Source organism: Paenarthrobacter ureafaciens (genome assembly GCF_004028095.1).
Classification (GTDB): domain Bacteria; phylum Actinomycetota; class Actinomycetes; order Actinomycetales; family Micrococcaceae; genus Arthrobacter; species Arthrobacter ureafaciens.
Genome location: NZ_SBHM01000007.1, coordinates 170,072 through 184,814, shown reverse-complemented (window position 1 = coordinate 184,814; position 14,743 = coordinate 170,072). Strand labels below are relative to the sequence as shown.

The window sequence follows — 14,743 nt, the reverse complement described above, 5'->3', positions numbered from 1 at the left end:
CAATGCCTAGCGGGACGCCTCCGAGATGCGGAAGACCAGCGTCCTCGCCTCCGGCCGCAGCATGAAATCGGGCCACACATCAGGTCCGCAGGCCCGCGAGCCGAGCCCGTGCTGGGCGGCGTCCAGGTAGAGGTAGCTTTCCTCGCCGGCCGGCAGCTCGTGGGGGTGGGCGGCTGCCGAGACCTGCTGGGCCGTGTGCCGGGACAACGTGAAGCCCGGCAGGCGGCCGCGTGAATCGGCTACTGCTTCCAGCTCCAGCCACGGGGAGCCGGACTGCTGCAGCTCCAGGCGCCGGACCGCGGAGCGGTGGCCTGTTTCCTGGGGCTTGGCGTAGGCGACGGACAACTCCTCGATGCCCGCACGGTAACTTCCCACCAAAGCCGAATGGAGGCTGTCAGGGTAGGACTCCCGTGGTCCTGCCCCGAACCAGGCGGCACCGTCAACGGTTCCGGGCAGATCGAACCGGACTCCCACCCTGGGCCACACCAGATCCCACCCTGAACTTGGCTCGATATCGAGGCGCAGCCAGAGACCGTCGTCCGCCAGTTGCCACTCTTCGGCAACGGACACCCAGTGGGCACTGTTTGCCGCGGCATACTTGGTCCGGACCTGGACGCAGTCCTTGCCCGCTGATACGGATTCAACCCTGCCTACCAGTCGATCCAGGCCTTCCGCACGCCACATGGCCTCCATCGAAGGGGCCGGGACGCCGTTGCCGTTGCCGGACCATGGGTCTGCGAGGTCGTAGCTTCCCCGGCCCGCTCCGGCGTCGTTGTCCGTCGGTGCGCGCCACAGCTCAAGGCGGGGTCCCGAGACCGCCAGCCCGGCCAGTTCAACCAGGCTGCCATGGTCAAAGCGGGCAGGACCCACGGAGAAGCTGCCGGCCGCGGCGGCCGCGGAGAGGGAAGCAGCCGGAAGGGGCCGCGGCGTGGACGGACGTTTGAACGTGCCGCCGAGTTCCACCTGTGCAGCCGAGATGACGTGCCCGGCCTCGGCCCATTCGGTGTCCTTGCGCAGTACCACCTCGGCCGTGAACCACTGTTCTCCCTCGCCCGCGGAGATAGGTTCCGGAAGATCAAAGCGTGCTGATTCGCCCGGTGCCAGCGGGGTGCCCGTGGCGGAAACAACGTCGAACTCGCCCGAGGAGGTCAGCTTGCCGTCCGTCTCACACCGCCATCGGATGACGACGTCGGACGCGTCAGCCGAGTGCCGCACATTGGCGAGCGTCAGGACCCGGCCAGGGCCGCCGTCGTGCTTTTCCGGGGAGAAGCCCAAACGGAGGGGAGCCACAATCTGCTTGTACTCGAAGAGCCCCGGGCTGGGCGTGGAATCGGACAGGACCATTCCGTCCATCACGAAGTTGCCGTCGTGGACCACCTCGCCGAAATCGCCGCCGTAGGCGAAAAACTCCGTTCCGTCGGCTGCCCGGGTGCGGATTCCATGATCCCGCCACTCCCAGACGAAGCCGCCGTGCAAACGCGGATACCGGTCCACCAGGTCCTCGTACTGGTCGATCGCGCCGGGGCCGTTGCCCATGGCGTGGACGTATTCGCACAGGATGAAAGGCTTGGTGCGCTGGCCGGCGGACTCGGCGGCGGAACATCCCAGCAACAGGGACCCGGCGTCGTCCCGGCCAATGGATTCGGTCTCCGGAACGGATGAGTACATCCGCGAGTAGACGTCCGTGTAAGCGCCGGTGTAGTCACCCTCATAGTGGACCGGCCGGCTGGTGTCCCGGGCATGGGTCCACGCGGACATGGCTGCGAGGTTGGAGCCGGTGCCGGACTCGTTCCCCAAGGACCACATGATGATCGAGGCGTGGTTCTTGTCCCGCTCAACCGTGCGCTCCATCCTGTCCGCAAGGGCTTCGCGCCACGCGGGATCGTCACTGGGATTACCTGCCCAGCCCTGCGCTTCAAAGCCGTGCGTTTCAAGATCACACTCCAGGACCACCCAAAAACCCAACTCATCCGCAAGATCCAGGAGGCGCGGATGGGGCGGGTAGTGGCTGGTACGGATGGCGTTGACGTTGAACCGCTTCATCATGGCCAGGTCCTCGCGGGCGAACGCCTCATCGAACACCCGGCCCCTGTCCGGATGGGTCTCGTGGCGGTTCACCCCGTGGAACACCACCCGGCGGCCGTTGACCAGGAAACGGTCGCCGCGGATCTCCACCGTGCGGAAACCCAAACGGAGGGAAACCGTCTCCGCCCCGCTGCTGACGGTGGCCGAATAGAGCCGCGGCACCTCTGCCGACCAGGGTTCGACGGCGGCGATCACCACAGGGGCGACGTCGGCCGGGGAGTCCCACAGGACATCGACGTCCAGCTCAGGCACGCTCAGGCGGATCGGGAAAGCCTCACTGGCAGCGACGATTTCCGGGTCGATTGTTCCCCCGCTGTCCGCCCGGTAACCGGTGCGGAGCCAGACGTCGTCGATGCCGCCGTGGGGCCTCGCCTGCAGTGTGACATCCCGGAAAATGCCCGGCATCCACCATTGGTCCTGGTCCTCCACGTAGCTTGCTGCCGACCACTGGTGGACCCGGACGGCGATCAGGTTGGTCCCCGCGCGCACCGCCTCGGTGACGTCGAATTCCTGCGCAAGCCGGCTTCCGGTGCCTACACCGATCTCCGTCCCGTTCATCCACACTTTGTAGCGGGACTCGACGCCATCGAAGCGAAGGATAATGCTTTGGGCATCGTTCCAGTCCTCGGGGATCTCAAAGGACCTCCGGTAGTCGCCTGTGGGATTCGCGTCAGGAACGAACGGCGGATCGATGGGGAAGGGGAACTGCACGTTCGTGTAGATGGGCCGTCCGTACCGGCCATCGCCTTCCAGGACCCAGTGCGCGGGAACCGCGATCTTGTCCCACGTTGAATCGTCCAGCTCTTCGGCTGCTACGCCTTCCTGGTCCTCGCCCTGCGGAAGGACACCCCTGCCGCCCGGGGTACCCGGAGCCCCGGGCAGAAGGCGGAAACGCCACTGCCCGTTCAGTGGCAATGTTGGTGCGTCGGTATGCAGCCACGAGCGGGCCGGCACTCGACGACCGGATCCGGGGCCGGTATCCGTGACGTAGCCGGCTACTGGGGAATGGGTCATTACTTGACGGCTCCTTCTGTCAGCCCGCCGCGCCAGAAGCGCTGCAGGACAACCATTGCGATGCTGAGCGGGATGATGGACAGCAGCACCCCGCCGGTGGTCAGTTCGTAGAATTCGGGCAGGCGGTCCACCTGGCTGAGCCAGTTGTTCAGGCCGAGCGTGATGGGATACAGCTCGGAATCGGACAACATGACCAGTGGCAGGAAGTAGTTGTTCCAGATGCCTACCAGCTGGAACAGGAAGACAGTGACCAAAGCCGGAGTCAGTACTTTGAGGCCGATCGTATGGAAGATCCGCAGCTCACCTGCCCCATCGATCCTGGCCGCCTCGATCAGTGCCGTGTCCACGGTGGCTTCGGCGTAGATCCGGCACAGGAAAAGGCCAAACGGTGAGACCAGGGAGGGCAGCAGGACACTCCAGTACGTGTTGGCCAGGCCCATTTGGCTGAAGAGCAGGAACAGCGGCAGGGCAGTCGCCGTTCCGGGTACCAGGACTCCGCCAAGGATGGTGCCGAACACCAGGTTCCGCCCGCGGAATTGGTACTTGGCCAGGGCGTAGCCGCCCGCCGCGGCGAAGTAGGTGGCCAGGAGCGCGCCCACTCCGGCGTAGATGGCCGAGTTCAGGAACCACCGGCCAAAGATTCCGCCGTCATAGCTGAGGACTTTGAAGAGGTTTTCGGTCAGCGCGAAGGTGGGGGCGAACCAGAATCCGTTGGTGGAGAAGAGGTCTGCGGTGGACTTGGTGGACGCTACGAACACCCAGTACACGGGGATCAGGAAGTACAGGGCGGCCACTACCAGGATCGCCGTGACGATGATGGTGGAGGAACGACGGCGGCCTGCCGTGCGGTCTGTGCCGGTCGCCGGCTGCTTGGCCGCCTGCCGTGGCGGTGCCGACGGTGTTTTGCTGGTGGTTGCTGTGGTCATGAGGACTTCCTGTTCGTGAATGCGAGGAAGGCGAAGGACAAGGTAAAGGCCGCGACTGCGATGATGACGGACTGCGCTGCGGCGACGTTGTAGTCGTTGTAGGCGAACGCGGTGGTGTAGGCGCTCAAGTTGGGTGTGTATTGGCTGTCAATTGCCGGCGCGACTGTTTTCAGGATTTGGGCCTCGGCGAACAGCTGGAGGGTACCGATGATGGAAAAAACGGTGGTCAGGACCAGTGCGGGGCGGATCAGGGGAAGCTGGATGCTCCGCGCGACCCGCCAACTGGAAGCACCGTCCACTTTTGCCGCCTCGTAGAGCTCACCGGGGATCGCCTTCAATTGGGCCACGATGATCAGCATGTTGTACCCGGTGTAGCTCCAGGTGACGATGTTTGCGATGGACCACAGGACGCTGTTGGCACCGAGGAAATCCGGGGTTATGCCAACGAGCTTTGCGGCATCGAACAGGGGGCTGAGTCCCGGGACGTAGAGGAAGGACCAGAGGATGGTGGCAATGACGCCGGGAACGCCATAGGGCAGGAAGTAGGCCGCGCGGAAGAAACCGGGCCAGCGGGCTGACGCGGATTCGAGCAGCAAAGCCAGGAAGGTGCAGAGGACGATCATCACCGGCACCTGGACGACGCCGAAGAGCAGCATGCGGCCAATTGAGGCTATGAAAGCGCCATCGCCCAATGCCAGGGCATAGTTCGAGAACCCTGCGAACCCGCTGGTGACACCGGCTTCGCCGAAGAGGCCGCTGCGGGTGACCTTGGTAAAGCTTGAGCCGATGGCGGCCAGGATGGGCAGTACGAAAGTCAGGGCAAAGAGAGCCAGGAAGGGAGCCAGGAGGAGCCAAGGTGCCCTGGCCGCCGCGCCGTTCCGACCGTTCCGGGACCTGTCTGTCCCTCTGCGTTCGGCTGTGGGGGCAGTACGGGTGGTCGTCATGCCGCTTCCTTCCGGATGGTGAGGCCTTTGTTCTTGAAGACCGTGATGATCTGCTGTTCGGCGGCAACTACTGAATCCACCAGGCTGGTTCCGAACGCCTTCTCGCGGAATCCGTCGCTGAGGATGTTGAAGGACTGCTGGGTGACCGGCCACCAGGACCATTCGGTGTTCTGCTGCCGGGTGGCCGGTACGAAGACTTCCTCGTTGTACCGCTGGCCGCCGAAGAAGGCCGAAGGCTTTTGTCGATCAGTTCCGATGAACTCCGGGTTCGGTGACCACCCGATGCCGCTGTTCTTGATCTCGGCGTCGATTCCTTCTTTGGACGTGGTGAGCCATACCGCGAATTCAAGGGCTTCCTTGGGGTGCTTGCTGTTGGCCAGGACTGCCGCCGTGGAACCCCCGAGGTAGCTCGACCCGTATCCGTCGCCGCCCCATGTGGGCATGGGGGCCACCCGCCATTTTCCGGACGCTCCGCTGACCCCCTCAATGAGGGCGTCTCCCCAGCTTCCGGTGACTGTGGAGGCGATGTTTCCTTTGGCTGCCGCGGCAAACCATGCCGGCGAAAAGGCGCCGTAGGCCGTGTTGACGATGTCGTCGTCGATGGCCCTGTCGAAAAAGCGGGCAGTGTTGAGGGTGGCCTCATCGGTCATGTTGATGACCCAGCCGTCTGTTTCCGGCCGCAGCCAGACGGCCCCGGCCTGTGCTGCACAGGAAGCGAACGGTGAGGCGTCGCTGATCGGGAAGCAGTCAATGTAGACATCCTTGGCCCGGAGCTCCTTGCCGATCCCTGCCCAGTCGTCCCAGCTTCTTGGCAGGGCCCCGCCGGCGGCTTCCAGCACAGCAGGCTGGTAGAACAAGGCCATGGGGCCGGAGTCCTGGGGAATGCCGTAGACGCCGCCGGCATAGCTGACCTGGTTCCAGAGGGTCTTGTCGTAAAGATGCGCGTGGTCCTGCGCGCCATAGCGGGACAGATCCACGAGTCCGTTCACCAGGAGGAACTCAGGAATGGACCGCAGTTCCACCTGCGCCAAGTCGGGGCCGCCGCCTGCGGCAAGCGCTGAGTACAGCTTTTGGTATCCACCCGAGTTTCCGCCGGGAATCCAGACCACCTCCACCTGTATCCCGCGGTTCTGCGCATTCCAAATGTCCGCGACCTTCTGAAAGTCCTTGAGCCAGGCCCAGTAGGTGAGCTTCACCGGTCCGTTCGCGGGCGGGATGGTGGCCGCTGAGTTGACGGACTGTGTGCCGGGGGTAGCGCAGCCTGCCATCAGCCCCATGGCGGCAGCCCCGAGGCCGGTGCCCAGCAGTTGTCTTCGCGTGAGAAGGGTCATGTGCCTTCACCTCTTTGTGTCGGTTCCTGAGGCCGTTGAGCGTTCAAGGAAGCTCATCCGACGGCCGAGTGTGACCACGCTAACACAAATTTCGAGTATGTACTCGAAATTCAAAAGGCATGACTTTGCCGCTGTACACTGGCTAGCCATGACCACCAAGGACGGCAACCGTGCGGGACGACGCGGCCCCTATGCCAAATCGGAAGCGCGGCGGCGCGCAATTCTGGATGCTGCCCACGCGGTTTTTGCCTCCCGCGGTTACCGGGGAGGGTCGCTGCAGGACGTCGCAGACCAAGCGGGGATGAGCCAGACCAGTTTGCTGCACTATTTCCCGTCGAAGAGCGACCTGCTCATGGCCGTGTTGGCCCGCCGCGACGAGATTACGGAGAAAGCCAACCCGGCGGACATGGCCGAAGGCCTCGCCGAAGTGGTCTTCAGGACCGCCAAGTACAACGAGGACATTCCGGGGGTCATCGAGCTCTATACGGTGCTGTGCGCAGAGTCCCTGACAGAAGGCCACCCGGGCCGGGAGTACTTCGCTGACCGTTTTGACCGGCTTCGGCAAAGCTATGCGAGGCGGTTTACGGAACTCCAGTCCGAAGGGAAGCTGCGGCCCGGCGTCGATCCGCAGCAGGCAGCCACGTCACTGGTAGGCCTCTGGGATGGCCTGCAAACGCAGTGGTTGCTGGCTCCGGACGAGGTTGACGTGGCCGGGAGCCTCCGCGGCTTCTTCGACCTGGTGACGCTGCCATAGAGCGCCTGAAGCGCCCGCCGGACTCAGGAAACAGAGGGTGTCCGGGTTTACTCCCCGCGGACAATCCCCATATCGGCGTGCTCCTTGGTGAAGTAGCCGCGTGTGGAGGGAGCGAAGCGGCACACTACAGCCAGGACCACGCCGAGGGCCAACAGCAGCACACCGCTCACAAACGCGCCGCCAATGCCGAAGATCTGCGTGTCCCCGTAGGCCGAATCCCACATCTGGACGGCGGAGACGAAGAACGCAACCGTCAGCGTTACGCCGCCAAGGAACGGGAAGATCCCGCGGAACCAGAGGTTGCGGGCCGAGTCCCGCAGGGTGGCACGGAAGAACCACACGCACGCGAACCCGGTCAGGGCGTAGTAGAAAGCGATGAAGAGGCTGATGGCACTGATGGAGTCGGCCAGCAGGTCTTCGCTCAGGAAACTCATGGCCACGTAGTAGGCCGCGGCCGCGATTCCCATGACCAAGGTGGAGAAGCCGGGGGTCTGGAAGCGTTCGTGCACTGTGCCGAACCGGGCGGGGAGGGCGCCGTGGACACCCATGGACAGCGTTCCGCGGGCCGTGGGAAGGATGGTGGTCTGCGTTGAAGAGAGAACCGACGCAAGGACAGCCAGCACGATCAGCCAACCCCACGGACCCAGCACAACGTCCTTCATGGCCAGGAAGACGTCATCCTGGTTGGCCTCGTTGCCCAGCCCGATCCCGTCCGTGCCGATGGTCGCGTACATCATCACCAGCAGCGCCACGGAGACGTAGATGGCCATCAGGACCAGGGCCGAGATCACTGCACCGCGCCCGGGAGTCTTGGTCGGATTCTCCGTTTCCTCATTCAAAGCCAGGCACGTATCCCAGCCCCAGTAGATGAACAGGGCCAGCAGGACGCCGTGGACCACGGCACCGGGATCATTGAACGCGCCCACCGGGTTGAACCACTCAAAGGTGAATGCCTGGCCTTCCGGCGCTCCGCCGGCCACCCGGACGATGATCGCCACCGCGAAAATGCCCAGCGAAATGTACTGGATGTAGGTCAGGGTCCTTTGCACGTGCTCGCCGAGGCGGATGCCGCGGTGGTTCACGAACGTCATGAAGGCGATGAAAAGAACCCCCGTGGCGGTTACCAGCCATTTGTTGCCGGCCAGGGAACCGTCGCCCACCAACATCCAAAGGTAGGACCCCGCTACTTGGGCAAGGTTGGCCAGGACAACGACGCCGGCCAAGGCAACGCCCCAGCCGCCCAGCCATCCGGCCCACGGACCAAATGCCTTTCGCGCCCAAATGAAGGTGGTGCCGCAGTCGGGCAACGCACTGTTCAGCTCGCGGAAGGCATAGGCGATGAACAGGACAGGGATGAATCCCAGGACCAGGATCAGCGGGGTGTAGTTACCGTTGACGGCGACGATCAGGCCCAGGGTCGCGGCCAGCGAATAGACGGGCGCTGTGGAGGCCAGGCCCAGCATGACGGAGTCGCCCAGGTCCAGGATTCCTGCCCGCAGGCCTTTGGACGGGACGACGGCGGTGCCGTTGCCGCCCGTGCTGCCACCCGGCGTCGAGGTTTCTGTGCTCATAGTACGGCTCCATAAGGGGAAGTCGGAGGGGCGCCCTGGGGTGCGGGTGCGTCGATGGTGTTGGGGACAAAACGGCAGAAGTAGTCCGTGATGGGTCCGTCCGATTCACGGATACCGCACCCCACGGACTCGCCATCCACTACCCAAAGACCCAGCACTGGATGGTTTCCGTCAAAGTCAGGGAGTTGGTGGTACTGCTGGTAGCACCAGCCCTCGCGTCCGTAACCGCCGTCCTGCGCAATGTCGATGCCGGGCGCGTGGATCTTGATGTTGTCGCCTTCGCGGCCGTGCAGGGGCTTTGCCACCCACTCCTTGAGTGGACCGGGACCGCCCAGGTAGGCCGGAAGGAGGTTCTCGTGACCGGGGTAGAGATGCCACAGGGCCGCCAGAAGGGCCTTGTTGGAGAGCAGCATCTTCCAGGCCGGCTCGATCCATCGCGGGTTATGGGCGCGGGTCAGCAGGCGATGCCCGAAGGGTTCCTTCATCATCAGTTCCCACGGATACAACTTGAAGATGGTGCTGATCATGAAGTTGTCCAGGTCCACGAAGCGGTTGAGGTTCGGGTCCCAGCCAATGTCCGACATGTTGATGCCGATGGTGGTCCATCCGCCCTGGCTCGCCACGTCCCGCATGTAGGCCGCAGTCATCCAGTCCTCACCGGACTCCTCTGCCTCCGAATGGGCCACGTGCAGGGTGCTCATTCCCGTGCGGAACTGCAGCTTCTGCCACTGCCGGATGAGTGCCTCATGGATGCCGTTCCACTGGTCCTTGTCCGGGAAGGCGTCCTGCAGCCAGAACCACTGCGCCACTGATGCTTCGATCAGGCCGGTAGGAGTGTCTGCGTTGTACTCCAGCATCTTGGCCGGGCCGCCCTGGCCGTCATAGATGAAATCGAAGCGGCCGTAGATGTCCATGTCTCCGGCCTGGAGAGATTCGGCCGCAAGCTCCAACGCCTGCATCCCGATTCCGATGTCTCCCATCGCGCCCGTGGCCAGGTACTTCGCAGCCTCCAGGCACATGGCGTGCATGTCCTCGGCCGTCTTCTCGAGGGTTTCCACCTCGTCCATGGTGAATTCGTAGTAGGCCGATTCGTTCCAGTATTCGATCTTCCGGCCATCGGGCATGGTGGTGGTGGAGAAAACCAGGCCCTGTTCTTCGATCTTGTTCTTCCAGCCGGGCCGGGGTGTTGAGGGCAACCGCCGCACGCCTAGCCCCCCGAGCTTCCGCTTTTGGAGCTGCTGCCAAAGCCGCCGCGGCTGACCGTGCCGCCCTTGGTGCTGTATCCCTTGGAGGTTTTGGCTCCCTGCGGGGCTGTCTTGGTGTAGCTCGGGTACGAACTCCGGTTCTGCCCCACGGCAGGGACGGAAGCGCCCCGGGAGTAGAAGTACCAGGCATAGACGCCCGAGCTGCGTCCTGCCGAGCTGCTGTTGTTGCACTGATCGTCGTTGACGCGCTCGCCGGTTTCCTCGTTGAAGCAAACCTGTGCGTAATCGGCTTCAGCCTCGTTGCTGGCGACGATTGCCGTAATGGTGCCGGCAAGGAGCGCGGTAACGCCCAAACCTACGACGACGGTGCGGCGCTGGGAGCGCTTCTTCCTCGCCGCTTCCCGGTGTGCTTCCCGTTCGCGTTCCTTCTCGAACGGGTTGACGACGGGCAGGAAACCACCCGGGGCGTCCTGGTTCTGGCCCTGTCCCTGACCGGGTTTGCCCTGATTGGGCTTACCCTGACCGGGGTTGCCCTGCGGGGACTTGCCTTGCCGGGGCTGTCCTTGGCCGTTGGTGCCCTGCGGGGGCTGCGCCAGACCGGGATGCAGCTCCGGCTTGGGTACTTGCCACGGCGGCGGCTTTGGCTGATTCCTGCCGGTACCGGGATCGCCGTTACCGCGCCCGTCGCCGGCGTTGGGGCCGGTGCCGTCAGGGCTGTCTTGCGGGTCCATGTGTATCCCCCTGGATAGACCGTTGGAGTGTCCGGCGAGGACCGGAGCGGAATGCTGAAAGCAAGCCTAGTCCCTGCGTCCGTCACTGGCATTCCTGACATCCGGGTGTGGGTAGAACTACCCGTCCCTTCACCCGCGGTGGTGGCTGAACGCCCCAAAACCAAGCCAGCCGCCGTCGTTATTCACTGCGCCGCCCTACCGCGCACCGCTATTTACTGCGCACCGCCTTGACCTGGTCCACCATGCGGTGCCGCCACGACCCACTTTGGGGGGAAAAGGGCCGCCGGAAGCCTCTTGGGCCGGCGTGTCTCCGGGTTTCGCCGCGCAAAGTGGGTCGTGGCGGAACGTCGGCAGGGCGCAACACAACGCATTGAAAAAGCATCCCCGCTCCCGACGGCGCTGCACAGGGTGTCCGGGGGCGTGGCTTCCGTAGACTGTTCCCCATGAAAACTGCTTCCGTTCTTGCTGTTTGCCGCGTGCACCAGTTGTTGCCGGACCTCGAAGGCGGCGTTGGGGTGACGGCGATCGACAAACGTCCTGTGGACGGACCGGTCAAAGTTCACAAGCTGGGTGTCCACGGGGACGTTCAGGCCAGCCGGAAGCACCATGGGGGAGAGGACCAGGCCCTCTACGCGTACTCCCAGGACGACGCCGACTACTGGTCGGGGGAGCTGGGGCGGGATATTGCCCCGGGGACCTTCGGCGAAAACCTGCGCGTGGCAGGAATCGAAACCACGGGAGCCGTCATCGGGGAACGGTGGAAGATCGGCCTGGACCTGGAAGTGGAAGTGACCTCGCCCCGGGTCCCTTGTGCCACCTTCCAACGCGTGCTGAAGGAACCCGGGTGGGTGAAGCGGTTCACCGAGGCCGGCCGGGTGGGGACCTACCTGAGGGTCACCAAGACCGGCAGCGTGTCCGCGGGCGACTACATCCACCGCACTTTTGTACCCCGGCACGGAATAACCGTGGGCCAGTGGTTCAGCGAGCCCACCCCGGAGATGGTCCAGGCCTTGCTCGACGCCGAGGCTGACGGGGAGATCCGGTTGCAGGACGATTACCACAAGGAGTTCGCGAAAGTCCTGCGACGCAACGGTCTCTAGGGTCCTTCGGGCGGCCTGCTCGGGCAAGCCGGAGGGGGAGTGTGCGCAAGCTCTCACGCCCGCAGGCCCTTCACGGGTCGCGGAGTGGCTGCCGCGTACCCTACACTGGATATATCCCCCACTCCGGAATTCCCTTTTTCCTGCCCAATTCTTGAGGCAGGACTGGTAAGTGTTGGGGCCCGCAAACTGTGTGCGGGCATTTTCATAGGGAGCGCCGGCTAAAGAAAACGCTGTACAGACTGCTGGGATAGCAGCCAAGAGATGCAGCGCGAAGTCCTGCCATGGGATTGCGACAGCGCCGGACTTCTGCGAGAGCAGGGCACCCTTGCTTGGCTTTCGCGTGTACTGCGGCCAAGCCCAACCGGGCCGCGCCGACTGCCCCTATGGATGAGGAATTTCCCCCTAATGCCAGACACTCTCAACGAGAACCTCGACGCCGCCACTGAATCTGCCGAAGCAGCAGTGACCACCGCTGACGCTGCCGAAACCGCCGAAACGCAGCCGGCCGCCGTCGAGACCCCCGCTTCCGCTCCCGCCGCAGAGTCCGCTCCCGCAGCAGAAGACGAGGAAGAGGGCGTTCGTTTCACCGACCTCGGCCTTGACGGTCGCGTGCTCGCAGCCCTTCAGGACGTCGGCTACGAGAAGCCGTCGCCGATCCAGGCTGCCACCATTCCGCTGCTGCTCGAAGGCCGCGACGTCGTCGGACTGGCCCAGACCGGTACCGGCAAGACTGCAGCATTCGCTGTTCCCGCCCTTTCCCGCCTGGCTGAGCTGCACGACCTCAACGGCCCCTCACGCAAGACCCAGGCCCTGGTCCTGGCCCCGACGCGTGAACTCGCCCTCCAGGTTGCTGAAGCCTTCACCTCCTACGCCAAGCACATGGACGACTTCACCGTGCTGCCCGTCTACGGTGGTTCGGCCTACGGTCCCCAGCTCGCAGGCCTTCGCCGCGGTGCCCAGGTTGTTGTGGGCACGCCGGGCCGCGTGATCGACCACATCTCCAAGGGTTCCTTGGACCTTTCCGAACTCCAGTACCTGGTGCTGGATGAAGCCGACGAGATGCTGCGCATGGGCTTTGCCGATGACGTGGAGCAGATCTTCCAGGAGACCCCGGAAACCCGCCAGGTGGCCCTGTTCTCCGCGACCATGCCCGGCCAGATCCGACGCATGTCCAAGCAGTACCTGAACAACCCGGCGGAAATCTCGGTCAAGTCCAAGACCTCCACGGGTTCCAACATCCGCCAGCGCTACCTGCAGGTCATGGGCCCGCACAAGCTGGACGCGATGACCCGCATCCTCGAGGTTGAAGAATTCGACGGCGTTATCGCCTTCGTGCGGACCAAGATGGCTACCGAGGACCTCGCCGACAAACTGAAGGCCCGCGGTTTCCAGGCCGCCGCCATCAACGGCGACATTCCCCAGCAGCAGCGTGAACGCACCGTTGACGCCTTGCGTGAGGGCCGCATCGACATCCTGGTGGCTACCGACGTCGCCGCCCGTGGCCTCGACGTGGAGCGCATCAGCCACGTGGTGAACTACGACATCCCGCACGACACCGAGTCCTACGTCCACCGCATCGGCCGTACGGGTCGCGCAGGACGCAGCGGTGACGCCATCCTCTTCATGACGCCGCGCGAGAAGTACCTGCTGCGTGCCATCGAGAAGGCGACCCGCCAGCCTGTCGAGCAGATGCACCTGCCCACGGCCGAGACCGTCAACTCGCTGCGCCTGGGCAAGTTCGCCGAGCGCATCACGGAGACCCTCGAGTCCGAGGACGTCTCGCTGTTCCGCGACCTGATTGCCTCCTACGAAGAAGAGCACAAGGTCCCGGCCGCAGAGATCGCTGCAGCGCTGGCAGTCATGGCACAGGGCGGCCAGCCGCTCCTGGTCAAGGACCTTCCCGCTGCTCCCGAATTCCAGAAGCGCGAGCGTTCCAAGGACGGCTTCAACTCCCGCGGCCCGTCCCGCACCCTCACCGAGGGTAACGCGACCTACCGGATCGCGGTTGGACGCCGTCAGCGCGTGATGCCCGGTTCCATCGTGGGCGCCATTGCCAACGAGGGCGGTATCTCGTCCTCGCAGATCGGTGGCATCGACATCCGCTCTGACCACTCCCTGGTTGAACTGCCTGCAGACCTCAGCCCGGAGCAGCTGCGCGCCCTGTCCCGCACCCGCATCGGCGGCGAACTGATCCACCTCGAGCTGGACACGGGACGTAAGCCGAACCGTGACGGAGACCGTGGCGGTCGTGGCGGCAACTTCAAGGGCAACGGCGGCTTCAAGAAGGAGTTCCGCCGGCACGACGGCGAGCGTTCCTCCGCTGACCGCGGCGGCCGCTCCTACAGCGAGCGTACGTCCGGTAGCTACGGTGACCGTGACCGCGGCCAGTCCGGCGGCTCCCGTTTCGGCGGCCATGGTGACGGCGCCCGCAAGCCCCGCGGCGGCGGCGAAGGCGGCCACCGCGATTTCAACCGCAAGGGCAAGTGGTAAGCACTACTGAATGATCCAAGGGTCGGCTTTCGAGCCGGCCCTTGGTCGTTTAAGGTGGTCCTCCAACGCCCGCACACGGGTTCACAGCCGGCAGGCCCCGCGCTTAAGATCGAGCCATGGGATTCCTGGATAACGTGAAAAAGAACCTCGGCCTCGGCGGGAAAGATCACGGCGGGAAGGATCACGGCGGGGAGGCATCGGCCGGGCGCCAAGCGGCAGAGGATAGTGCCGCCGTCGAGGTTTCCGCCTCGGACCGCGAGGCAGCCGAAGCCGCGGCAGCCCAGGCCACAGAGCAGCAGGAGGCAGCGAACCGGGCTGCGGCGGAGCAAGCGCATCAGGCGGGCGTGGAACCGCAGGATCCGGAAGTCCGCCCGGAGGCCCGGGAAACGGCTGCTACGGCCGCAGCGGAGGCGGGACAACAAGGGCCGGTGGCACCGCAGGTCACAGAGGTTGTGGTGGAGCCCGGGGACACCATGCGGGGGATCGCAGCGCAGTTCGGCGTGGACCTCGGAGCACTGATCGCGACCAACAGTGATACCGTCCCCAACCCGGACGCAATCTACCCCGGGCAGGTCCTTCGCTTGCCCTGAAA

The 14,743-nt window shown here is 64.5% G+C and carries 11 protein-coding genes; 4 read left to right on the top strand and 7 right to left on the bottom strand.

Annotation, left to right across the window (positions count from 1 at the left end):
• Window positions 1-6: 6 nt before the first annotated feature.
• Genes AUR_RS05100 through AUR_RS05085 form a run of 4 tightly spaced genes read right to left on the bottom strand, consistent with a single transcriptional unit; the run spans window position 7 to window position 6,300 of the window.
• Window positions 7-3,099 carry a glycoside hydrolase family 2 TIM barrel-domain containing protein gene (locus tag AUR_RS05100; RefSeq protein WP_062097562.1) on the bottom strand — a complete coding sequence of 1,031 codons (3,093 nt, stop codon included), beginning with the start codon at window positions 3,097-3,099 and terminating at the stop codon, window positions 7-9.
• Complete coding sequence (locus AUR_RS05095; protein ID WP_021472339.1) at window positions 3,099-4,025, bottom strand: carbohydrate ABC transporter permease; 927 nt, start codon at window positions 4,023-4,025, stop codon at window positions 3,099-3,101. The genes AUR_RS05100 and AUR_RS05095 overlap by 1 nt, the downstream gene beginning before the upstream one ends.
• A complete protein-coding gene (locus tag AUR_RS05090) occupies window positions 4,022-4,969 on the bottom strand; it encodes a carbohydrate ABC transporter permease (RefSeq protein WP_062097561.1) in 948 nt (315 codons plus the stop codon). The genes AUR_RS05095 and AUR_RS05090 overlap by 4 nt, the downstream gene beginning before the upstream one ends.
• Window positions 4,966-6,300 carry an ABC transporter substrate-binding protein gene (locus tag AUR_RS05085; RefSeq protein ID WP_062097559.1) on the bottom strand — a complete coding sequence of 445 codons (1,335 nt, stop codon included), beginning with the start codon at window positions 6,298-6,300 and terminating at the stop codon, window positions 4,966-4,968. The genes AUR_RS05090 and AUR_RS05085 overlap by 4 nt, the downstream gene beginning before the upstream one ends.
• A 148-nt stretch (window positions 6,301-6,448) precedes the next feature.
• Here AUR_RS05085 and AUR_RS05080 point away from each other — a divergent pair, with 148 nt between their 5' ends.
• The gene (locus tag AUR_RS05080; protein WP_021472342.1) at window positions 6,449-7,054 is read left to right on the top strand and encodes a TetR/AcrR family transcriptional regulator; all 606 of its coding nucleotides are present in this window, start codon (window positions 6,449-6,451) and stop codon (window positions 7,052-7,054) included.
• 47 nt (window positions 7,055-7,101) lie between these two features.
• On the opposite strand, the gene AUR_RS05075 is transcribed toward AUR_RS05080, so the two are convergent.
• The 3 genes from AUR_RS05075 to AUR_RS05065 are packed head-to-tail and all read right to left on the bottom strand — an operon-like array spanning window position 7,102 to window position 10,561.
• Complete coding sequence (locus tag AUR_RS05075; protein WP_062097557.1) at window positions 7,102-8,625, bottom strand: APC family permease; 1,524 nt, start codon at window positions 8,623-8,625, stop codon at window positions 7,102-7,104.
• On the bottom strand, window positions 8,622-9,830 hold the full coding sequence (locus AUR_RS05070; protein ID WP_031216532.1) for a glutathionylspermidine synthase family protein: 1,209 nt from the start codon (window positions 9,828-9,830) through the stop codon (window positions 8,622-8,624). The genes AUR_RS05075 and AUR_RS05070 overlap by 4 nt, the downstream gene beginning before the upstream one ends.
• Window positions 9,831-9,832: 2 nt before the next feature.
• A complete protein-coding gene (locus tag AUR_RS05065; protein ID WP_062097555.1) occupies window positions 9,833-10,561 on the bottom strand; it encodes a hypothetical protein in 729 nt (242 codons plus the stop codon).
• A 443-nt stretch (window positions 10,562-11,004) separates the two neighbouring features.
• Between AUR_RS05065 and AUR_RS05060 the strand changes: the two genes are divergently transcribed.
• From AUR_RS05060 to AUR_RS20700, 3 genes are all read left to right on the top strand, one after another.
• The gene (locus AUR_RS05060) at window positions 11,005-11,661 is read left to right on the top strand and encodes an MOSC domain-containing protein (protein WP_062097552.1); all 657 of its coding nucleotides are present in this window, start codon (window positions 11,005-11,007) and stop codon (window positions 11,659-11,661) included.
• A gap of 405 nt (window positions 11,662-12,066) precedes the next feature.
• A complete protein-coding gene (locus AUR_RS05055) occupies window positions 12,067-14,151 on the top strand; it encodes a DEAD/DEAH box helicase (protein WP_021472347.1) in 2,085 nt (694 codons plus the stop codon).
• Window positions 14,152-14,267: 116 nt separating this feature from the next.
• Window positions 14,268-14,741, top strand: coding sequence for a LysM peptidoglycan-binding domain-containing protein (locus tag AUR_RS20700; protein WP_062097550.1), 474 nt, complete (start codon window positions 14,268-14,270; stop codon window positions 14,739-14,741).
• Window positions 14,742-14,743: the final 2 nt, after the last annotated feature.